The following is a 17,971-nucleotide window of genomic DNA, read 5'->3' as shown; positions in this document are numbered from 1 at the left end:
ATTCATGAATAGGTGCCGGGTATGTTTTCTTCGGAGCGCTTGAAAGGCATTGATGTGTTTGTCTGTGTCGCGGATGCAGGCAGTTTTCGGGCTGCGGCCGAGCGCTTGAATTTGACGGCGTCGGCGATCAGCAAAGCTATCGCCCGTCTTGAAGGCCGGTTACAGGTGCGTTTGTTTGAACGCACAACACGGCGCTTGGCACTGACCGATGCGGGCAGCGCGTTCTATCGAACCTGTACCGGGGTTTTGGCTGAACTGGAAGAGGCCGAGCTGGCCTTGCATGTGGAAAACACTGAGCCGCGGGGGCGAGTGCGCATTGATTTGCCAGCAGCGTTCGGCCGCTTGTTGGCATTGCCGGTGATTCTGCGCTGTGTGCAGGCGCATGACCTGTTGTTGCCGCATATCTCTTTTTCGGATCGCTTTATCGATCCGGTGGAAGAGGGCGTCGATATTGTGGTGCGGGTGGGTGGCCCACAGGTCTGGCCGGCGACGCTGGAGCATCGTTACCTGGGCAGTGAGCGGCATGTGTTTTGTGCTGCCCCGTCGTATCTGAGCGACCACGGCACACCTGCGACTGATCGTGACTTGGAGCATCACCAGTGTGTCGCTTATGGCTTGGCAGACGGAACGGTCAGCCCGTGGCGTTTTGCGGGTACCCGGCCGGGCGAGATTGAGCGACGGGTCATGCCCGCCCGGTACATCGTGGGCGACGGCGAAGGGCAGGTGATGGCGGTTGTGGCCGGGTGCGGTATTGCCCAGTTGCCAACCTGGCTGATCAAGCAACCACTGGCTGACGGCGCTTTGGTCGAGGTGCTGCCGCATTTGGCCAGTGAGGGGTTGCCGATCCATCTAGTGTGGCCAAAAAATCGTCAGGATCTGCCCAAAGTGCGTGTTTTGCTCGATGCGTTGGCACAGGGGTTGGCCGGCGGTATACAGACGCTGTAGCCGCTGCCGAGGAACGAAGGCTGCGATCGGCGGCAACGCCGCCGTATAACCGGATACACCTAAGACCCCGCTCCCGATCGCAGCCTGCGGCAGCGGCTACAGGGGCAACACCCGGTCATTGATGACGTTTTTCATGACCAGCGTTGACACCAGCCTTTGGACGTTGGGCAGTGAGGTCAGGGACTCATCATAGAGCTGCTGAAACGCAGCAAGGTCTTTGGTGATGACTTGCAGCAGGTAGTCCGGGTCGCCAAACAGCCGCTGCGCTTCGACGATCTGCGCGACGTCCAGCAACGCGGCCTCAAAGTCGGTAATCGCCTGGCGTGTCACTTCGCGCAACGTCACGAACACAATCGCTGAAAATCCAAGGCCCAGCTCTTTGGGCGCTAACAGTGCGCGATACCCCAAAATCACCCCTGATTCTTCCAGCGCCCGTACCCGTCGATGGCAGGGTGAAAGGCTTAAACCTACCCGCTCAGCCAGTTCGGTGAGAGAAAGCCGGCCGTCCGCGTGCAGCTGCGCAAGAATCTTTCGGTCAATTCGATCCATACAGAAGAACCTTCCAGCCATGTTAGGTGGCATTGGTATAAACGAAAGATAATCCTATCAGCATTTCCCTATTCTTCTACTCATAGCGTTCGCCAAAACGGGTGTAACGCACTTGGCGCTTAGAAGGTAGACATCCCGTGACTCTCAGCATTGTGGCCGCCTTTTGGGCGGTGTCGTTTCTCTTCATCATTACGCCGGGCGCTGATTGGGCTTACGCCATTTCAGCCGGTATGCGCGAGCGACGCGTCGCACCAGCCGTTGCCGGGTTGCTTTCGGGGCACTTGCTGGCAACGCTGTTGGTGGCGGCGGGTGTGGGCGCGTTGCTGGCCAAAAGCCCGGTGGTCATGTCGCTGCTCACCTTGGCCGGTGCTCTGTATCTGCTGTGGCTGGGCATTGCGATGGTCCGGCAGCCGTCAGCGCCCGAAGAAGGGCAGGCGCACGTTGCCGATTCCTGGTTTCGCTGGGTCTGGAAGGGCGCTTGTGTCAGTGGCCTGAACCCCAAGGTTTTATTGCTCTTTCTGGCTCTGTTGCCGCAGTTCACAGACCCGTTATCGACATGGCCGATACCCACCCAACTTTTGGCTTTGGGCGCTTTGCATGCGGTGAGTTGTGCGGTGGTCTATCTGTTGGTGGGCTTCAGCGCTCAAGCGGTATTGCAGACCCGGCCCAGTGCTGCGAGAACCGTCAGCCGGGTGTCTGGAGTGTTGATGGCGATCATTGCGCTGGTGTTGCTGGCTGAGCAGGTGATGCATTGATTACAGGACGTGCAACCCGAGACCGGCAAGCAGCATACCGGCTTGAGATTTGGAGATAATCGCGCCCTTGAACAGTTTGGCGTCGGTGAGGTGTAGCCCGTGCAGGCTGGCTTCGCGCAAGTCAGCCTGATCAAAACGCGCATTGTTGACCCGAGCCAGGGAAAGACTGCCGCCTTCAACAAAGACTGCTTGGCGAAAGTCGCAATAGCTGAGGTCGGCTTCGGCGAAATCCAGGTTGTGCAGCTCAGTCTTGTAGAAGGACAGCCCCGACAGGATGGCACTGCGCAACACGCAGTCTTTGAACACGAGCCCCAATGTAGAGCTATCTACAAAATTGGCCCCGGTTAATTTACAGCCTTCGAATAATGCGTGGGCCAGCTTGCTGCGTTGCCAAAGGGTATTGTTCAGGTCGCAATTAACAAATACCGCTTCTTCCAGCGTGGCAGAACGAAACACCGCTTGGGCTGCTCGACAGCTTTGCCAGTGCGTATTGGAAATGTCAGCCGCCGTCAGATTGGTGTCGCCAAAGAGGCAGCGCTCAAAACGTGAGCTGCTCAGGTTTAGTCGGGACAAGTCTTGCCCGCTGAAATCGATGCCCTGAAAGCGAACTGGACGGCGAGCGTCTTTAATAAAGTCCGCAAGGGCCGTTTCGCCCAATTCAGTGGCGTCAACGGTGACGTAATCGTTTTCAGAAAGCATGACGCCTCGCAATGGGTTCAGATGAACAGAGACCATAGTGGGTCAACGAACGCGAATCATCAATATTGATCATGGGCGCGCTTTGTGAGCAAGAATCCTTGATCCGAGTCAGCGTTTTGCGTGCGCTGACCGAATCAAGGCCCTGTAAGATTGCCGCTTGGTCAGATACCTGAATGTGGAAGCACTCATGCAAAAAACGCTGTTATTGACCGCTGTTCTAAGCCTCGCTGCCTTGTTTAACAGCGCCGCAGCTCTGGCCGCCGGTGATGCCGAGGCAGGCGAGAAGCTGTACAACAAAATGTGCGGAGGCTGTCACAGCATTGGCGAAAACGCGCGGGACGGTTTTGGCCCGCAGCTCAATGGCGTGATAGGGCGCGCGGCCGGCACTTCACCGACCTATCTGTACTCAGACGCCATGAAAAATTCCGGCGTGGTGTGGACGCGAGACAAACTGGCGGCCTATATCGAGGCACCCAAGAAAGTGGTCAAGGGCACCCGAATGATTTTCTGGGGCATCAGTGACCCGGAAAAAATCGACAACATCCTGGCGTACATCGAGCAATTTCAAGACCACTGATCACTGAATGGCTTTCAAGTAGTCCTTGAGATGAGCCAACGGTAGGTGCAGTTGTTCGAGCGTCTGAGCATCAGCGACCTGAGCGGAGAGCTTGTTCAGCTCCCTGCCCATCACAGTCCCCGCGCCGCCCAGGGCAATCAGCGCCACCTCAAGGCATTGATTGAGCTTGAGCTGAATGGCCTCGACATCGCCGTTGCGCAGCAGCAGGGCAAAGACTTCGCGCTGGTATTGAGCCATTGCCGGATCGTCGCGCAACAGCGGGCTTGAACCTTCGGGCTCATAAGCCAGTTTGAGGGCGTACAGGGCGACGGTTTCCAGAGGCGAATCCATGGGGCGGGTTCCAGTGGGTCAGAAGCGGGGCGGCGATCATCGCTGTTCTGGGGGTTAAAAAAAAGTCCTCGCCGACAGCGCGCGTGACGTGAGCGAGCGTCGGGTGATGGGCGCCCCGAGGTCCGTGAGCTCATAGATCACCCTCCCCGGCGTGTTGCAGCCCTAGAGTCACGTCATCAATCAGCGCTTTGGCCATCTCGCTGAGATAGTGAGAGGCCCAGCGCATGGCGGTTGCTTGGTTGCCATCATCGACGGCCCCCATAAACGAGAGGGTATTGATGCAGTTCATGAGCAGTGAGGCATGTTCGAGGGCTTCAAGGCTCGAAACCCCGGCGTTGACCGAAAACAGGCGTTGATCCTGAGCGTTGCACTTGCCAAACGTGGCGCCGCCAACGGTAGGCATCAAGGGCGAAGGACTCATTGCACACCCCCTTTTGCAGCAAGGGTGCGAATTTTGGACAGATTGAGGGTAGTCATGTGGTGTTGCTCCCGAATCATTGGAGCCACCGCGATCTGCCGCCAAGCAGAAAAGGGTGGCGAGTTGCGCAAGATTGGCGGACCGGTGATTCAGGAACCCGGCGCACCCGAAGGTGCTCCTGCACAACCCGCCATAACGCATTATCGCGAGCATAAAAAAAGCGCCCGCGATTAAGTCTATGGCGCTGTTGCGCCTGAAATCATTCGACCCGCCAAGGTCGTTCGCTGAATATGCAGCGACCGGCGGAGATTACCGCTCGAATTTCAAAACTGCAACCCTGTCAGGAAACCGACTATTGCCTGCCGGTCTACGCTTGCTGCAAGACCTTTAATGCCGCTGATGCCAAAAATCCAGAACGACTTTTTTCTTCTGGATGATGCTTCACGTACTCATCAATACGGTTCAGCAGGTATCCAGGTAGGGTGATGTTCAGCTTTTCAGCCTTGCCAAGATATTTGGTGATATCGATATCGACTACAGCCCAGATGCAATCCTTGTAATCGGGATTTGCCACATGAGCGCTTACCTTGGTTGCTACAGGGATCCTGGCGTTATCCTCGGCCAAAATCTCCAGGTGTCCTTCAATGGCCTCGCGTGCCATGGCCATCGCGTCATCAAGATCATCCCCCGCAGAAAAACATCCTGGTATATCGGGGACTTCCACGCCCCATGCGTGATGCATATCACCGGGTCGAATCGCAATTGGGTAAAGCATTACCTGGCCCTCCATCGGACTTGGTGCAGCTCCCGGCTCATCAGAGCTGGGCTTGTTTCAAGATGCTGTTAATTGTTTTGGTCAGTAGATCTTTTTTCGGATGAGGAATCGTGACCAGTCCCGGCTTCGTTGGATGCTTGAAGTGGTGATGACTTCCCTTGCTCCTTACCAGATACCAACCGTCAGCTTCTAGAGTGCTTATCAGCTGTCGGCTATTCACATCGCCTTCCTGCAGTCCGGATTGGTGGTTAGTATAACCACCAAACTTGCAATTTCCATCATTGGCTTCGTCGAGGGGCTTCTATCAAGCATGCCGTTGGCTGGTTGCGGGTCGGCTTTGAATTAATGCTGTAAGCGTTCGGCATTAGCTTTTCGATGACCGCTAAGCTTTCACGCAAGCCAGAAGTCACGACGAAATATCGGAGTGAATGTTTGAAGTGGCACACAGTGCTTTTGCCCAGTGAATGGCTTCAATGCCCCGGATCGAAGGCGAGGGGAGACAGAGCTAAATCGCAGGCACAAAAAAACCGGCGCTAGTGGCCGGTTTTTTTGTATTCAAGGTGCATTGAGCGGCACCTTGAGATCTTTGTTTGGTGCCCCGAGGGAGACTCGAACTCCCACTTCTTTCGAAAACGGATTTTGAATCCGCCGCGTCTACCAATTCCGCCATCAGGGCTCAATGGCGGCGAAGTATAGAGATGAGGTTGAGGTCGGTCAACAACTTATTGGTCTATTTTTACTAAGTCCGTTAAACTCCCCGGCCCTGCTAGACGAAACCTATCATGCGCGTTGCTGACTTTACTTTCGAGCTCCCTGATTCACTCATCGCACGCCATCCTTTGGCGGAGCGCCGCAACAGTCGCCTGCTGACCCTTGATGGGGAGAGCGGGGCACTGGCACATCGTCAATTTACTGATTTGCTTGAGCATTTACGCTCAGGCGATTTGATGGTGTTTAACAATACCCGGGTAATTCCAGCCCGTTTGTTCGGCCAAAAGGCGTCGGGCGGCAAGCTGGAAATTCTGGTTGAGCGGGTGCTCGACAGTCATCGGGTGCTGGCGCATGTACGCTCCAGCAAGTCGCCCAAGCCAGGCTCGAAAATCCTGATTGATGGCGGCGGCGAAGCCGAGATGCTGGCGCGCCACGATGCGTTGTTCGAGCTGGGCTTTGCCGAAGAGGTGTTGCCGCTGCTGGACCGTGTCGGGCACATGCCGTTGCCGCCTTATATCGATCGCCCGGACGAAGGTTCGGATCGCGAGCGTTATCAAACGGTCTACGCTCAGCGCCTGGGCGCAGTAGCTGCCCCCACGGCAGGTCTGCATTTCGATGAGCCGTTGATGCAGGCTATTGCCGCCAAGGGTGTCGAGACTGCATTTGTGACCCTGCATGTGGGCGCGGGTACGTTCCAGCCCGTACGGGTTGAGCGTCTTGAAGATCACCATATGCACACGGAGTGGCTGGAGGTCGGCCAGGACGTAGTGGATGCCGTAGCCGCATGCCGTGCACGTGGCGGTCGCGTGATTGCGGTGGGTACCACCAGTGTTCGTTCGCTTGAGAGCGCAGCACGTGATGGAGTGCTCAAGCCCTTCAGTGGTGATACCGATATCTTTATTTTCCCCGGTCGACCGTTTCATGTGGTCGATGCGCTGGTGACCAATTTTCATTTGCCGGAATCCACGCTGTTGATGCTGGTTTCGGCGTTCGCCGGTTATCCCGAAACCATGGCGGCCTATAAGGCTGCGGTTGAGCATGGGTACCGCTTCTTTAGTTACGGTGATGCAATGTTCATCACCCGCAATCCTGCGCCGACGGCTCCTGCCCCGGCCCCGGAGGATCAAGCATGAGCAACTGTCGTATGTCATTCGAGCTGCTTGCCACTGATGGCAAGGCGCGTCGCGGTCGTTTGACCTTCCCCCGTGGTGTGGTTGAAACCCCGGCCTTCATGCCTGTGGGCACCTATGGCACGGTCAAGGGCATGCTGCCGCGTGATATTGAAGCCATCGGCGCGCAGATGATTTTGGGCAACACTTTTCACCTGTGGCTACGCCCAGGCACTGAAGTGATCAAGAAGCATGGCGATCTGCATGACTTCATGAAGTGGCAAGGGCCGATCCTGACTGACTCGGGTGGTTTCCAGGTGTTCAGCCTGGGCGCCATGCGCAAGATCAAGGAGGAGGGCGTGACCTTCGCGTCCCCGGTAGACGGCGCCAAAGTGTTTATGGGGCCGGAAGAGTCGATGCAGGTTCAGCGTGACCTTGGCTCCGACGTCGTAATGATTTTCGACGAGTGCACGCCGTACCCGGCGGATGAAGATGTAGCGCGCGTGTCCATGGAGCTGTCGTTGCGCTGGGCGCAGCGCTCCAAGAACGCTCATGGTGATAACACCGCAGCTTTGTTCGGTATTGTTCAGGGTGGCATGCACCAGAACCTGCGCGAACGCTCGCTCGAAGGCCTGAACAAGATCGGTTTTGACGGTCTGGCTATTGGCGGTTTGTCGGTGGGCGAGCCCAAGCACGAAATGATCAAGGTGCTGGATTACCTGCCAGCGATGATGCCTGCTGACAAACCTCGTTACCTTATGGGGGTTGGCAAGCCAGAAGATCTGGTTGAGGGTGTGCGCCGCGGAGTGGACATGTTCGATTGCGTGATGCCAACCCGCAACGCCCGCAACGGGCATTTGTTTATCGATACGGGTGTGATCAAGATCCGTAATGCGTTCCATCGCCATGATGATTCGCCGCTGGATCCGACCTGCGATTGCTACACCTGCCAGAACTTCTCCCGCGCTTATCTGCATCATCTGGACAAGTGCGGTGAAATGTTGGGAAGCATGCTCAATACCATCCACAATTTGCGGCACTATCAGGTGCTCATGGCTGGTTTGCGCGAGGCTATTCAACAGGGTACATTGGCCACCTTTGTCGACGCCTTCTATGCCAAGCGCGGGCTTCCTGTGCCGCCCCTGGACTGAATTTACGACCTTTAAGAAACAACAATGCAACTGGAGTGCTTAATGAGCTTTTTCATCTCTTCCGCTTTCGCGGACGCTGCTGCACCTGCCGCTGCTGGCCCTATGGGTGGTGGTTTTGAATGGATTTTCCTGGTGGGTTTCCTGGTCATCTTCTATCTGATGATCTGGCGTCCACAGGCCAAGCGCGCCAAAGAGCAGAAAGCCCTGTTGGGTAACCTGCAAAAAGGTGACGAAATCGTAACGACTGGCGGCATTGCCGGCAAAATCGTTAAGGTTTCCGATGCATTTGTTGTGATCGAAGTGTCTGACACTGTCGAGCTGAAAATTCAGAAAGGCTCTGTTGCAGCCACGTTGCCTAAAGGCACGCTGAAAGCGATCTAAGTTTCAACTTTTAACAATCGACGGGGCGCGCAAGGCGCCCCGCGTTTTAAGCGGGCGGCGTGATTGATGCTGAACAAATACCCTCTGTGGAAATACATACTGATCCTGGCGGTGCTGGCGATCGGTCTTATTTATTCCGCTCCCAATCTGTACCCTGATGACCCGGCGATCCAGATTTCGGGTGCAAGCACAGCGTTGCAGGTCACTCAAGCTGATCTGGATCGTGCAAGCAAAGCACTGACGGATGCCGGTATTGCCGTCAAGGCTGCGACGTTGGCTCAGAACGGCAAAGGCGGTTTGCTGCGTCTGGAACAGAAAGACGACCAGTTGCCAGCCAAAGAAGTCGTGCGCAAGGCTTTGGGGGACGACTATGTGGTCGCGCTCAACCTGGCACAGACTACGCCGCAATGGTTGCGTAGCCTGGGTGCTCACCCAATGAAGTTGGGTCTGGACTTGTCGGGTGGTGTGCACTTCCTGTTGGAAGTGGACATGGACAAAGCTGTCGATGCACGTATGAAAGTGTACGAAAGCGATGTCAAAAGCTTGTTGCGTAAAGAGAAGGTGCGTTATCGCAGCCTGCCGCAACTCAATGGTGCCATTCAGCTGGGTTTCACTGATGAAGCTGTCCTTGAGCAAGCGCGTAGCCTGATCCGCAAGAACTTCAATGATTTTGACGTAACGACAGCGGACCTTAATGGTCAGCCAGTTCTGCGTCTGGCGATGACCCCGGCCAAGCTGGCGGAAATCCGTGAATATTCCATCAAGCAAAACCTGACAACGGTCCGTAACCGGGTCAACGAGTTGGGTGTTGCCGAGCCTCTGGTTCAGCGTCAGGGTGCCAACCGCATCGTGGTTGAGCTGCCGGGCGTACAAGACACCGCCGAAGCCAAGCGTATTCTGGGCAAGACGGCCAACCTGGAGTTCCGTCTCGCAGCCGAGCCGGGCGCATCCAAAGCCACTTCCGAGACATTCGAATTCCGCGAGGGCAATCGCCCTTCCGCGCAAATCGAGCGTGGTCTGATCATCACGGGTGATCAGGTGACCGATGCTCAGGCGGGCTTTGACGAGCACGGCCGTCCGCAGGTGAACATCAAGCTTGATGGGCATGGTGGTGAGCTGATGAGTCGTTCGACTCGCAGCAACGTGGGTCGCAGCATGGCGGTTATCTTCATCGAGCAAAAGCCGGTGACGACGTACACCAAGCAAGTGGTCGATGGTGTTGAGAAGGACGTGCCGACTCAGACGTTCAAGGAAGAGAAGAAGATCATCAGTCTGGCGACCATTCAGTCGCCATTGGGCAGTCAGTTCCGGATTACCGGCCTGAATGGCCAGGGTGAGGCTTCCGAGCTGGCTTTGCTGTTGCGTGCCGGTGGTCTGGCCGCGCCGATGTACTTCGCTGAGGAGCGCACCATTGGCCCGAGCCTGGGTGCTGACAACATCACCAAGGGTATTCACGCATCGTTGTGGGGCATGTTGTTTGTGTCGCTGTTCATTATCGCCATCTACCGTTTCTTCGGTTTGATTGCGACAGTGGCGCTGGCAGTCAACATGGTCTTGCTGCTGGCGTTGATGTCGCTGCTGGGTGCAACGCTGACCCTTCCGGGTATTGCCGGTATCGTCTTGACGATGGGTATGGCGGTCGACGCCAACGTGCTGATCTTCTCGCGGATTCGTGAAGAGATCGCCAATGGCATGACTGTGCAGCGGGCAATCAATGAAGGTTTCAGTCGGGCATTCACGGCAATTGTCGATGCCAACCTGACAACCTTGCTGGTTGGCGGAATTCTGTTTGCCATGGGTACCGGGCCGGTTAAAGGCTTTGCGGTGACCATGTCCCTCGGGATCTTTACCTCGATGTTCACGGCCATTATGGTGACCCGCGCAATGGTCAACCTGATCTACGGCGGTCGGGACTTCAAGAAGTTGTGGATTTAAGGGGCTGCCATGTTACGTACAATCAACTTCATGGGCGTTCGCAACGTTGCGTTCGGCGTCACTGTAGTGCTCACCTTGCTGGCACTGTTCAGCATGTTCCACAAGGGCATGAACTACGGCCTGGACTTCACCGGCGGTACGCTTATCGAGCTGACCTACGAGAAGCCAGCTGACCTGACCAAGGTGCGTAATGAGCTGGCTACGGCAGGTTTTCATGACGCGGTAGTGCAGAGCTTTGGTGCGACCACTGACTTGCTGGTGCGTATGCCCGGCGATGATCCGTTGCTCGGCAACAAGGTTGCCGCAGCATTGGGGCAGGCAGATGCCAGCAACCCTGCGGTGATCAAGCGGGTTGAGTTTGTGGGCCCGCAAGTGGGTGAAGAGCTGCGCGACCAGGGCGGCCTTGGCATGCTGATGGCGCTGGGCGGCATCATGCTTTACCTGGCTTTCCGCTTTCAGTGGAAGTTTGCGGTGGGCGCCATTGTGTCCCTGGTGCATGACGTGATCGTCACCATGGGCGTGCTGTCGTGGTTCCAGATTACCTTCGACCTGACGGTGTTGGCAGCGGTACTGGCTATCATCGGCTACTCGCTCAACGACACCATCGTGGTATTTGACCGGGTGCGGGAGAACTTCCGGGTGCTGCGCAAGGCCAGCCTGATCGAGAACATCAACATCTCGACCACGCAAACCCTGCTGCGCACCATGGCAACGTCCATCTCCACCCTGTTGGCGATCGCTGCGTTGCTGATCTTTGGTGGCGACAACCTCTGGGGCTTCTCGATTGCCTTGTTCGTGGGTGTGTTGGCGGGTACTTACTCGTCGATTTACATCGCCAACGTCGTGCTGATCTGGCTGAACCTCAGTGCTGAGGATTTGATTCCGCCAGCGGCGAGCGAAAAAGAGGTGGATGACCGTCCTTAACGGTTAATCATCTAAAAGCTGTGACTAAAAGGCGTGAGTATTGAACTCACGCCTTTTTTTATGCTCCAACATCAGGATTGGTGTGGGACTGTTCCCACGTGTGATGGTCTGGAGGTTCGCGTGAACAAATCTTTGCTGGTAGGCGCTGTTTTAGGTGCTGTCGGTGTGACTGCCGGAGGTGCTTTTGCCACCTACAGCTTGGTTAAATCCCCTGATGCTGCGCAGGTGTTGGCGGTTGTTCCAGTCAATCAGCAGATCAAAACGCCGCGAGAAGTATGCAAAGAAGTGGCTGTGACGCGACAAGCGCCAGTCAAGGATCAGCATCAAATCGTCGGTAGCGTGATCGGTGCGGTCGCGGGCGGTTTGCTGGGCAATCAGATTGGTGGCGGTAGCGGCAAGAAGATCGCTACGGTTGCCGGTGCGGTGGGCGGTGGCTATGCCGGTAACAAGGTTCAAGAAGGTATGCAGAACCGCGATACCTACACCACGACCCAAACACGCTGCAATACTGTCAACGACATCAGTGAGAAGGTCGTTGGTTATGACGTGCGTTATTCCCTCAATGGCAAGGAAGGCAAGGTCCGGATGGATCGTGAGCCTGGCAGTGAAATTGCCGTGGATAAGCAGGGCAAGCTGATTTTGAATTAAGTTCGGTATTGTAGTTTCGGCTCAGAAACTGCAAGCCAAAAAAAAGCACCCGCAAGGGTGCTTTTTTGTTTGCGGGTTTCGCTTAGCGTTTCAGCGAAGCCGGCAGGTGAGGCTGGATAGCCGTCAGAACTGCTTTGAAGCACTTGGTGTTACCAGCAACGATGTGGCCTTTTTCAAGGAAATCGTGGCTACCGGTGAAGTCGCTGACCAGGCCGCCTGCTTCTTGAATCAGCAGTGCGCCTGCGGCCATGTCCCATTCGGACAAGCCCGACTCCCAGAATGCATCGAAACGACCAGCGGCCACGTAAGCCAAGTCCAGGCTGGCTGCGCCTGCGCGGCGGATGCCGGCAGTTTGGCCAACCAGGCTACGGAACATGCCCAGGTAGTTTTCGAGGTTGTCCATCTGGTTGTCGCGGAACGGGAAGCCCGTACCCAGCAATGCGCCTTCCAGGCTGGTGCGACCGCTGACACGCAGGCGGCGACCATTCAGTTGAGCGCCACGGCCACGGCTGGCGGTGAACTCTTCTTGGCGAACTGGATCAAGAACCACGGCGTGCTCAAGGCGGCCGCGGTATTTGCAGGCGATGCTGACGGCGAAGTGTGGAACGCCGCGCAGGAAGTTGGTGGTGCCATCCAGTGGGTCGATGATCCACAGGTAGTCTTCACCTTCACCGCTGCCTGGGTGCAGGCCGGTTTCTTCACCGAGGATGCCGTGCGTCGGGTAAGCCTTGCGCAGGGCGTCGATGATTTTCTGTTCGGCCGCACGATCGACTTCAGAGACGTAATCCTTGGCGTCTTTTTCGTCAACCTTAATGGTATCCAGGCGCTCGATGGAGCGGAAAATCAATTCACTGGCGCTGCGGGCGGCGCGCAGCGCGATATTCAGCATGGGCTGCATGGACGTTTCACCTAAGGTTGTTAAAGAAAGCCGAATATTCTATCAGAAAACTTTGGTAGATGAAGGTTTGCGTTAGCTTTCGTAGCTTATGGCGTTTTCGTTAGGTAAGATTTGCTCCCTTTTGCTGGCCTGTGAGCGCTTCCTTTGTTGCCTAATATTCGTGTCGTTCTGGTTAATACCAGCCATCCCGGGAACATCGGTGGTGCTGCGCGCGCCATGAAAAACATGGGCTTGTCACGGCTGGTGCTGGTTGAGCCCCGAGTATTTCCGCACCATGAAGCCGATGCGCGTGCTTCTGGGGCGGGCGATATTCTTGAAAATGCGCAAGTCGTGGCCACCCTGGAAGATGCGTTGGTGGGCTGCAATCTGGTGCTGGGTACCAGTGCGCGTGATCGCCGTATTCCCTGGCCACTGCTGGACCCCCGTGAGTGTGGGCAAAAAGTTGTGGCTGAGGCGGCTAATGGTGCAGAGATCGCCTTGGTGTTTGGTCGTGAAGACTCTGGTCTGACTAATGACGAGCTGCAGCGTTGCCACTTTCATGTACACATCCCTTCGGATCCAGAGTTTAGCTCCCTGAATCTGGGTGCAGCTGTGCAGGTGTTGAGCTACGAGATTCGCATGGCCTGGCTGGCCGCTCAGGGGCAGCCAAGCAAGGTCGAAAAAGAAGAAGTGGCCTCCACTAAAAGTGGTGAGCTGGCGACTATGGATGAGCTGGAGCGATTTTATGAGCATCTGGAGCAAACGCTGGTCGCCATTGAATTTATGGATCCCGAAAAGCCGCGCCACTTGATGGCGCGTTTGCGCCGGCTCTATGGGCGCAGTTCGATCAGCCGGGCAGAGATGAATATTTTGCGTGGCATTCTCACTGAAACCCAAAAAGCAGCCCGCGGTGAGCTGCTCAAGCGCAAGGATTGATCATGTTTGAGCGTCTGCGTGAAGATATTCAAAGTGTGTTTCATCGAGATCCTGCAGCGCGAAATGCTTTTGAGGTGCTGACCTGCTACCCGGGCATGCACGCCATCTGGATTCACCGCTTGTCAGCAGTATTGTGGGGGGCGGGCTGGAAGTGGTTGGCGCGCCTGGTGTCGAATTTCGGGCGCTGGTTGACCGGTATCGAAATTCATCCGGGGGCCAAAGTCGGGCGCCGTTTCTTTATTGATCACGGCATGGGCATTGTGATCGGTGAGACCGCCGAGATCGGTGATGACGTGACGTTGTACCAGGGCGTGACGCTGGGTGGCACCAGCTGGAATAAAGGCAAGCGTCACCCAACGCTGGAAAATGGCGTGGTGGTCGGTGCCGGTGCCAAGGTGCTGGGGCCATTTACGGTAGGGTCTGGCGCCAAGATCGGTTCCAATGCGGTGGTGACCAAGGCGGTGCCAGCCGGGGCGACGGTTGTCGGTATTCCGGGTCGTATCATTGTCAAAAGTGACGATGCGGTTGAAGCCAAGCGCAAGGCGATGGCTGAAAAGATCGGTTTTGATGCCTATGGTGTGGGCGAAGACATGCCGGATCCGGTGGCGCGAGCGATTGCTCAGTTGCTGGATCATCTTCAGGCGGTAGATGGCAAGCTCGATGGTATGTGTGGTGCTCTGAAAGATTTGGGCAGTCCCTATTGCGCGCAGGATTTGCCTGAACTGCGTGAAGAAGACTTCGCCTGCGTCAAAGGCAAGGACGACAGCCAGGCCGTCTAGGCTTGTAGCCGCTGCCGCAGGCTGCGATCGAGCGCGAAGCGATCGTGCTTTTTGGGCTGCAGGAAATTCCTGCAGCCCCTACGGAAGTCTGCGATGTTGAGCGGTGCGTTTGCTGTGGCTCATGTGCCATTACGTCGCAGATGCTGCTACAATGCGGCCGCTGTTTTGCGGGTAATCCCGACTAAAGTGCTAGGTCTAATAGTTGACTTAAATGGTCGGGAATAGCATACTCGCCTCCATTCCGAATTCCGTGGTACCTGTCCATGAGACTGACTACAAAAGGCCGTTACGCCGTTACTGCAATGCTTGATTTGGCGTTGCACGCACAGCACGGGCCGGTGTCCCTGGCTGATATTTCCGAGCGCCAAGGCATTTCTCTTTCCTACCTTGAGCAATTGTTCGCCAAATTGCGCCGCAGCAGCCTGGTTTCCAGTGTGCGCGGGCCTGGCGGTGGCTATCGGCTGTCGCGAGACATGCAGGGTATTCAGGTCGCCCAAGTGATTGACGCGGTCAACGAATCTGTCGATGCCACGCGTTGCCAGGGGCTTGGCGACTGCCATGCCGGCGACACGTGCCTGACCCACCATTTGTGGTGCGACCTGAGCCTGCAAATCCACGAATTTCTCAGCGGTATCAGCTTGGCTGATCTTGTTACTCGCCGTGAGGTACAAGAAGTAGCCCAGCGTCAGGATCAGCGCCGCTGTAATGGCAAAGCGCCGCACCTGGATAAGATCGAAGCGTCCGCCGTCGAGTGATTGCATAAAAACGACGGTGCGCCAGCCAGCCTGATTTAGGAGATAGTCCATGAAATTGCCCATTTACCTTGATTACTCAGCCACTACCCCGGTTGATCCGCGTGTTGCTCAAAAAATGAGCGACTGCTTGCTGGTTGACGGGAACTTCGGTAACCCGGCTTCGCGCTCTCACGTATTCGGCTGGAAAGCTGAAGAAGCGGTTGAGAACGGTCGTCGTCAGGTCGCTGATCTGGTCAACGCTGACCCGCGTGAAATTGTCTGGACCTCCGGTGCAACCGAGGCCAACAACCTGGCAATCAAAGGTGCAGCGCATTTCTATGCCACCAAAGGCAAGCACCTGATCACCGACAAGATTGAGCACAAAGCTGTTCTCGACACCATGCGTCAGCTGGAGCGTGAAGGTTTTGAAGTGACCTACATCGAGCCGGGTGAAGACGGTCTGGTCACCCCTGCCATGGTTGAAGCAGCCATGCGCGATGACACCATTCTGGTGTCGATCATGCATGTGAACAACGAAATCGGCACCATCAACGACATCGCTGCCATTGGTGAGCTAACGCGCTCGCGCGGCGTGCTGTTCCATGTTGATGCGGCACAGTCTACCGGTAAGGTTGAAATCGACCTGGCCAAGCTGAAAGTCGACCTGATGTCCTTCTCGGCTCACAAAACATACGGCCCTAAAGGCATCGGTGCTCTTTACGTAAGTCGCAAACCGCGCGTACGTATTGAAGCTGCCATGCACGGCGGCGGTCACGAGCGCGGCATGCGTTCGGGCACCTTGGCCACCCACCAGATCGTGGGTATGGGCGAAGCGTTCCAGATTGCCAAAGAAGAAATGGCCGCTGAAAACGTTCGAATCAAGGCCTTGAGCGATCGCTTCTTCAAGCAGGTTGAACACCTTGAAGAGCTGTACGTTAACGGCAGCATGATTCACCGCGTACCGCACAACCTGAACCTGAGCTTCAACTACGTTGAAGGCGAGTCGCTGATCATGGCACTCAAGGATCTGGCTGTTTCGTCCGGTTCGGCGTGCACTTCCGCTTCCCTTGAGCCGTCCTACGTATTGCGTGCCTTGGGCCGCAATGACGAATTGGCGCACAGCTCAATCCGTTTCACCTTCGGCCGATTCACCACCGAAGAAGAAATCGACTACGCCGCGCAGAAAGTGTGCGAGGCCGTTACCAAGCTGCGCGCTCTGTCGCCGCTGTGGGACATGTACAAAGACGGCATCGACATCTCGAAAATCGAGTGGGCGGCGCACTGATATTTCAAGTCGCCGTAGACAGCCGCTGTAAGCGCAGCGAAAGCAGCGTTTACAGCGTCTCAAGAGCGACTCTCTGATGAGTGAGGATTAGTACCATGGCTTACAGCGAAAAGGTCATTGACCACTACGAGAACCCGCGCAACGTCGGCAAGATGGACGCGGAAGACCCGGATGTCGGCACCGGCATGGTTGGCGCGCCTGCGTGCGGCGACGTGATGCGTTTGCAGATCAAGGTTAACGAGCAGGGCATCATTGAAGATGCCAAGTTCAAGACCTATGGTTGCGGTTCGGCAATTGCCTCCAGCTCCCTGGCAACTGAGTGGATGAAAGGCAAGACTCTGGATGAAGCAGAGACCATCAAAAACACTCAACTGGCCGAAGAACTGGCTTTGCCTCCGGTGAAAATTCACTGCTCGGTACTCGCAGAAGACGCCATCAAGGCGGCTGTTCGCGATTACAAGCAGAAGAAAGGTTTGATCTGATCCGCATGGCTTGCGCCTTTAATGGCGCAAGCGTGGTGAAGAGACTGGCAAAAGGTAAGGAGTCACGATGGCTATCAGCATGACAGAAGCGGCTGCTCGACACATTCGCCGCTCCCTTGACGGGCGCGGCAAAGGTGAGGGGATTCGTCTGGGTGTTCGCACCACAGGCTGTTCCGGTCTCGCCTATGTGCTGGAGTTTGTCGATGAAGTGGGTGAAGAAGACCAGGTCTTCGAAACCTATGGCGAAAAAGTGATCATTGATCCGAAGAGCCTGACCTACCTGGACGGAACTGAGCTGGACTTCGTCAAGGAAGGCCTGAACGAAGGCTTCAAGTTCAATAACCCTAACGTACGTGGCGAATGTGGCTGCGGCGAAAGCTTCAACATCTGAGGCTAGTCGTGGGTACTCCTTGTCATTTTGCTTTGTTTGAGCTGCAACCGAGTTTCGTTCTGGATCTCGATCAGCTCGCTGTGCGCTATCGAGAGTTGGCACGCGGTGTTCACCCGGATCGTTTTGCTGATGCTTCCGAGCGCGAGCAGCGCCTGGCGCTGGAGCAGTCGGCTAGCCTCAATGAGGCTTATCAGACGCTCAAAAACCCGTCCAAGCGTGCGCGTTACCTGCTCGCGTTAAAGGGTGGGGAGTTGCCGCTGGAAGTCACGGTGCATGATCCCGAGTTTCTGATGCAGCAAATGCAGTGGCGCGAAGAACTTGAAGATTTGCAGGACAGCGCCGATATGGCGGGTATTGCAGCATTCAAGCGTCGACTGAAAGTCGCTCAGGATCACCTGAACGACAGCTTCGCTGCTTGTTGGGATGACGCTGCGCAACGCGAGCAGGCCGAACGTCTGATGCGCCGCATGCAGTTCCTGGACAAGCTCTCTTACGAAGTGCGCCAGCTAGAAGAGCGCCTCGACGATTAACTCCGTGCTTCCCTGATGGCACGCCTGATTACAGATAAGTCCTGATTACG

At 56.1% G+C, this 17,971-nt stretch carries 23 protein-coding genes and 1 tRNA gene; 16 read left to right on the top strand and 8 right to left on the bottom strand.

All coding sequences use genetic code 11. The annotated features are described in order from the left end of the window. The first annotated feature begins 21 nt into the window (after positions 1-21). Complete coding sequence (locus FJD38_RS05050) at positions 22-945, top strand: LysR family transcriptional regulator (protein WP_122784861.1); 924 nt, start codon at positions 22-24, stop codon at positions 943-945. A gap of 96 nt (positions 946-1,041) precedes the next feature. Here the strand turns inward: FJD38_RS05050 and FJD38_RS05045 are convergent, their stop codons facing one another. Further along, positions 1,042-1,494 (bottom strand): Lrp/AsnC family transcriptional regulator, encoded by a 453-nt coding sequence (locus FJD38_RS05045; RefSeq protein WP_122784860.1) that lies wholly within the window; start codon positions 1,492-1,494, stop codon positions 1,042-1,044. Between the two features lie 137 nt (positions 1,495-1,631). Here FJD38_RS05045 and FJD38_RS05040 point away from each other — a divergent pair, with 137 nt between their 5' ends. Next, entirely contained in the window at positions 1,632-2,249 is a 618-nt protein-coding gene (locus FJD38_RS05040) for a LysE family translocator (protein ID WP_122784859.1), read from the top strand. Here FJD38_RS05040 and FJD38_RS05035 read toward each other — a convergent pair whose 3' ends face one another. Beyond that, on the bottom strand, positions 2,250-2,948 hold the full coding sequence (locus tag FJD38_RS05035; protein ID WP_122784858.1) for a pentapeptide repeat-containing protein: 699 nt from the start codon (positions 2,946-2,948) through the stop codon (positions 2,250-2,252). It abuts the gene before it with no gap. Positions 2,949-3,135: 187 nt separating this feature from the next. On the opposite strand from FJD38_RS05035, the gene FJD38_RS05030 reads away from it, so the two are divergent. Further along, the gene (locus FJD38_RS05030; RefSeq protein WP_146384188.1) at positions 3,136-3,525 is read left to right on the top strand and encodes a c-type cytochrome; all 390 of its coding nucleotides are present in this window, start codon (positions 3,136-3,138) and stop codon (positions 3,523-3,525) included. On the opposite strand, the gene FJD38_RS05025 is transcribed toward FJD38_RS05030, so the two are convergent. The 5 genes from FJD38_RS05025 to FJD38_RS05005 all read right to left on the bottom strand — a co-directional run bounded on the left by FJD38_RS05025 (position 3,526) and on the right by FJD38_RS05005 (position 5,724). Next, complete coding sequence (locus tag FJD38_RS05025; protein ID WP_146384186.1) at positions 3,526-3,855, bottom strand: hypothetical protein; 330 nt, start codon at positions 3,853-3,855, stop codon at positions 3,526-3,528. Between the two features lie 130 nt (positions 3,856-3,985). Beyond that, positions 3,986-4,276: a DUF3077 domain-containing protein gene (locus FJD38_RS05020; protein WP_146384184.1), complete on the bottom strand. Its 291-nt coding sequence runs from the start codon at positions 4,274-4,276 to the stop codon at positions 3,986-3,988. A 364-nt stretch (positions 4,277-4,640) separates the two neighbouring features. After that, positions 4,641-5,048 carry a type II toxin-antitoxin system HicB family antitoxin gene (locus tag FJD38_RS05015; protein ID WP_146384182.1) on the bottom strand — a complete coding sequence of 136 codons (408 nt, stop codon included), beginning with the start codon at positions 5,046-5,048 and terminating at the stop codon, positions 4,641-4,643. Between the two features lie 40 nt (positions 5,049-5,088). Beyond that, complete coding sequence (locus FJD38_RS05010) at positions 5,089-5,268, bottom strand: type II toxin-antitoxin system HicA family toxin (protein ID WP_146384180.1); 180 nt, start codon at positions 5,266-5,268, stop codon at positions 5,089-5,091. A gap of 371 nt (positions 5,269-5,639) precedes the next feature. Then, a tRNA-Leu gene (locus tag FJD38_RS05005) sits at positions 5,640-5,724 on the bottom strand. Between the two features lie 106 nt (positions 5,725-5,830). Here FJD38_RS05005 and queA point away from each other — a divergent pair. From queA to FJD38_RS04975, 6 genes are all read left to right on the top strand, one after another. Next, the gene (gene queA / locus FJD38_RS05000) at positions 5,831-6,892 is read left to right on the top strand and encodes a tRNA preQ1(34) S-adenosylmethionine ribosyltransferase-isomerase QueA (protein ID WP_131652254.1); all 1,062 of its coding nucleotides are present in this window, start codon (positions 5,831-5,833) and stop codon (positions 6,890-6,892) included. An 11-nt stretch (positions 6,893-6,903) separates the two neighbouring features. Next, complete coding sequence (tgt, locus tag FJD38_RS04995) at positions 6,904-8,019, top strand: tRNA guanosine(34) transglycosylase Tgt (protein WP_122784899.1); 1,116 nt, start codon at positions 6,904-6,906, stop codon at positions 8,017-8,019. A gap of 42 nt (positions 8,020-8,061) precedes the next feature. Next, positions 8,062-8,400 carry a preprotein translocase subunit YajC gene (gene yajC, locus FJD38_RS04990; protein ID WP_003443398.1) on the top strand — a complete coding sequence of 113 codons (339 nt, stop codon included), beginning with the start codon at positions 8,062-8,064 and terminating at the stop codon, positions 8,398-8,400. A 66-nt stretch (positions 8,401-8,466) separates the two neighbouring features. Next, positions 8,467-10,335, top strand: a complete 1,869-nt coding sequence (gene secD / locus FJD38_RS04985) for a protein translocase subunit SecD (RefSeq protein ID WP_122784853.1) — start codon at positions 8,467-8,469, stop codon at positions 10,333-10,335. A gap of 9 nt (positions 10,336-10,344) precedes the next feature. Continuing rightward, positions 10,345-11,259, top strand: coding sequence for a protein translocase subunit SecF (gene secF, locus FJD38_RS04980; RefSeq protein WP_122784852.1), 915 nt, complete (start codon positions 10,345-10,347; stop codon positions 11,257-11,259). Between the two features lie 120 nt (positions 11,260-11,379). After that, complete coding sequence (locus FJD38_RS04975; protein ID WP_146384178.1) at positions 11,380-11,907, top strand: glycine zipper 2TM domain-containing protein; 528 nt, start codon at positions 11,380-11,382, stop codon at positions 11,905-11,907. Between the two features lie 82 nt (positions 11,908-11,989). Here the strand turns inward: FJD38_RS04975 and suhB are convergent, their stop codons facing one another. Further along, positions 11,990-12,805, bottom strand: a complete 816-nt coding sequence (gene suhB / locus FJD38_RS04970; protein WP_122784850.1) for a type III secretion system regulator SuhB — start codon at positions 12,803-12,805, stop codon at positions 11,990-11,992. 144 nt (positions 12,806-12,949) lie between these two features. Here suhB and trmJ point away from each other — a divergent pair, with 144 nt between their 5' ends. The 7 genes from trmJ (at position 12,950) to hscB (ending at position 17,921) form a co-directional block, all read left to right on the top strand. Beyond that, entirely contained in the window at positions 12,950-13,720 is a 771-nt protein-coding gene (gene trmJ / locus FJD38_RS04965; RefSeq protein ID WP_122784849.1) for a tRNA (cytosine(32)/uridine(32)-2'-O)-methyltransferase TrmJ, read from the top strand. Positions 13,721-13,722: 2 nt separating this feature from the next. Then, on the top strand, positions 13,723-14,499 hold the full coding sequence (gene cysE / locus FJD38_RS04960) for a serine O-acetyltransferase (RefSeq protein WP_146384176.1): 777 nt from the start codon (positions 13,723-13,725) through the stop codon (positions 14,497-14,499). A gap of 263 nt (positions 14,500-14,762) precedes the next feature. Next, positions 14,763-15,254: a Fe-S cluster assembly transcriptional regulator IscR gene (gene iscR, locus FJD38_RS04955; RefSeq protein ID WP_122784847.1), complete on the top strand. Its 492-nt coding sequence runs from the start codon at positions 14,763-14,765 to the stop codon at positions 15,252-15,254. 49 nt (positions 15,255-15,303) lie between these two features. Beyond that, positions 15,304-16,518 carry an IscS subfamily cysteine desulfurase gene (locus FJD38_RS04950; RefSeq protein ID WP_146384174.1) on the top strand — a complete coding sequence of 405 codons (1,215 nt, stop codon included), beginning with the start codon at positions 15,304-15,306 and terminating at the stop codon, positions 16,516-16,518. Between the two features lie 95 nt (positions 16,519-16,613). After that, positions 16,614-17,000, top strand: a complete 387-nt coding sequence (gene iscU, locus FJD38_RS04945) for a Fe-S cluster assembly scaffold IscU (RefSeq protein ID WP_003443374.1) — start codon at positions 16,614-16,616, stop codon at positions 16,998-17,000. A gap of 67 nt (positions 17,001-17,067) precedes the next feature. Then, on the top strand, positions 17,068-17,391 hold the full coding sequence (iscA, locus tag FJD38_RS04940; protein ID WP_122784845.1) for an iron-sulfur cluster assembly protein IscA: 324 nt from the start codon (positions 17,068-17,070) through the stop codon (positions 17,389-17,391). An 8-nt stretch (positions 17,392-17,399) separates the two neighbouring features. Then, positions 17,400-17,921, top strand: a complete 522-nt coding sequence (gene hscB, locus FJD38_RS04935) for a co-chaperone HscB (RefSeq protein ID WP_146384172.1) — start codon at positions 17,400-17,402, stop codon at positions 17,919-17,921. Positions 17,922-17,971 lie beyond the last annotated feature (50 nt).

The organism is Pseudomonas saxonica, from assembly GCF_007858365.1.
GTDB classification, from domain to species: domain Bacteria; phylum Pseudomonadota; class Gammaproteobacteria; order Pseudomonadales; family Pseudomonadaceae; genus Aquipseudomonas; species Aquipseudomonas saxonica.
This window is presented reverse-complemented; position numbering and strand designations above follow the sequence as displayed.

What these genes read in the sequence shown, in the direction of transcription:
- cysE (WP_146384176.1), top strand. Translation starts at nt 13,723, where the DNA reads ATGTTTGAGCGTCTGCGTGAAGATATTCAAAGTGTGTTTCATCGAGAT.
- FJD38_RS05020 (WP_146384184.1), bottom strand. Translation starts at nt 4,276, where the DNA reads ATGAGTCCTTCGCCCTTGATGCCTACCGTTGGCGGCGCCACGTTTGGC.
- FJD38_RS04950 (WP_146384174.1), top strand. Translation starts at nt 15,304, where the DNA reads ATGAAATTGCCCATTTACCTTGATTACTCAGCCACTACCCCGGTTGAT.
- suhB (WP_122784850.1), bottom strand. Translation starts at nt 12,805, where the DNA reads ATGCAGCCCATGCTGAATATCGCGCTGCGCGCCGCCCGCAGCGCCAGT.
- FJD38_RS05050 (WP_122784861.1), top strand. Translation starts at nt 22, where the DNA reads ATGTTTTCTTCGGAGCGCTTGAAAGGCATTGATGTGTTTGTCTGTGTC.
- iscU (WP_003443374.1), top strand. Translation starts at nt 16,614, where the DNA reads ATGGCTTACAGCGAAAAGGTCATTGACCACTACGAGAACCCGCGCAAC.
- iscA (WP_122784845.1), top strand. Translation starts at nt 17,068, where the DNA reads ATGGCTATCAGCATGACAGAAGCGGCTGCTCGACACATTCGCCGCTCC.
- iscR (WP_122784847.1), top strand. Translation starts at nt 14,763, where the DNA reads ATGAGACTGACTACAAAAGGCCGTTACGCCGTTACTGCAATGCTTGAT.
- FJD38_RS05025 (WP_146384186.1), bottom strand. Translation starts at nt 3,855, where the DNA reads ATGGATTCGCCTCTGGAAACCGTCGCCCTGTACGCCCTCAAACTGGCT.
- secF (WP_122784852.1), top strand. Translation starts at nt 10,345, where the DNA reads ATGTTACGTACAATCAACTTCATGGGCGTTCGCAACGTTGCGTTCGGC.
- FJD38_RS05015 (WP_146384182.1), bottom strand. Translation starts at nt 5,048, where the DNA reads ATGCTTTACCCAATTGCGATTCGACCCGGTGATATGCATCACGCATGG.
- FJD38_RS05030 (WP_146384188.1), top strand. Translation starts at nt 3,136, where the DNA reads ATGCAAAAAACGCTGTTATTGACCGCTGTTCTAAGCCTCGCTGCCTTG.
- queA (WP_131652254.1), top strand. Translation starts at nt 5,831, where the DNA reads ATGCGCGTTGCTGACTTTACTTTCGAGCTCCCTGATTCACTCATCGCA.
- tgt (WP_122784899.1), top strand. Translation starts at nt 6,904, where the DNA reads ATGTCATTCGAGCTGCTTGCCACTGATGGCAAGGCGCGTCGCGGTCGT.
- FJD38_RS05045 (WP_122784860.1), bottom strand. Translation starts at nt 1,494, where the DNA reads ATGGATCGAATTGACCGAAAGATTCTTGCGCAGCTGCACGCGGACGGC.
- yajC (WP_003443398.1), top strand. Translation starts at nt 8,062, where the DNA reads ATGAGCTTTTTCATCTCTTCCGCTTTCGCGGACGCTGCTGCACCTGCC.
- secD (WP_122784853.1), top strand. Translation starts at nt 8,467, where the DNA reads ATGCTGAACAAATACCCTCTGTGGAAATACATACTGATCCTGGCGGTG.
- FJD38_RS05035 (WP_122784858.1), bottom strand. Translation starts at nt 2,948, where the DNA reads ATGCTTTCTGAAAACGATTACGTCACCGTTGACGCCACTGAATTGGGC.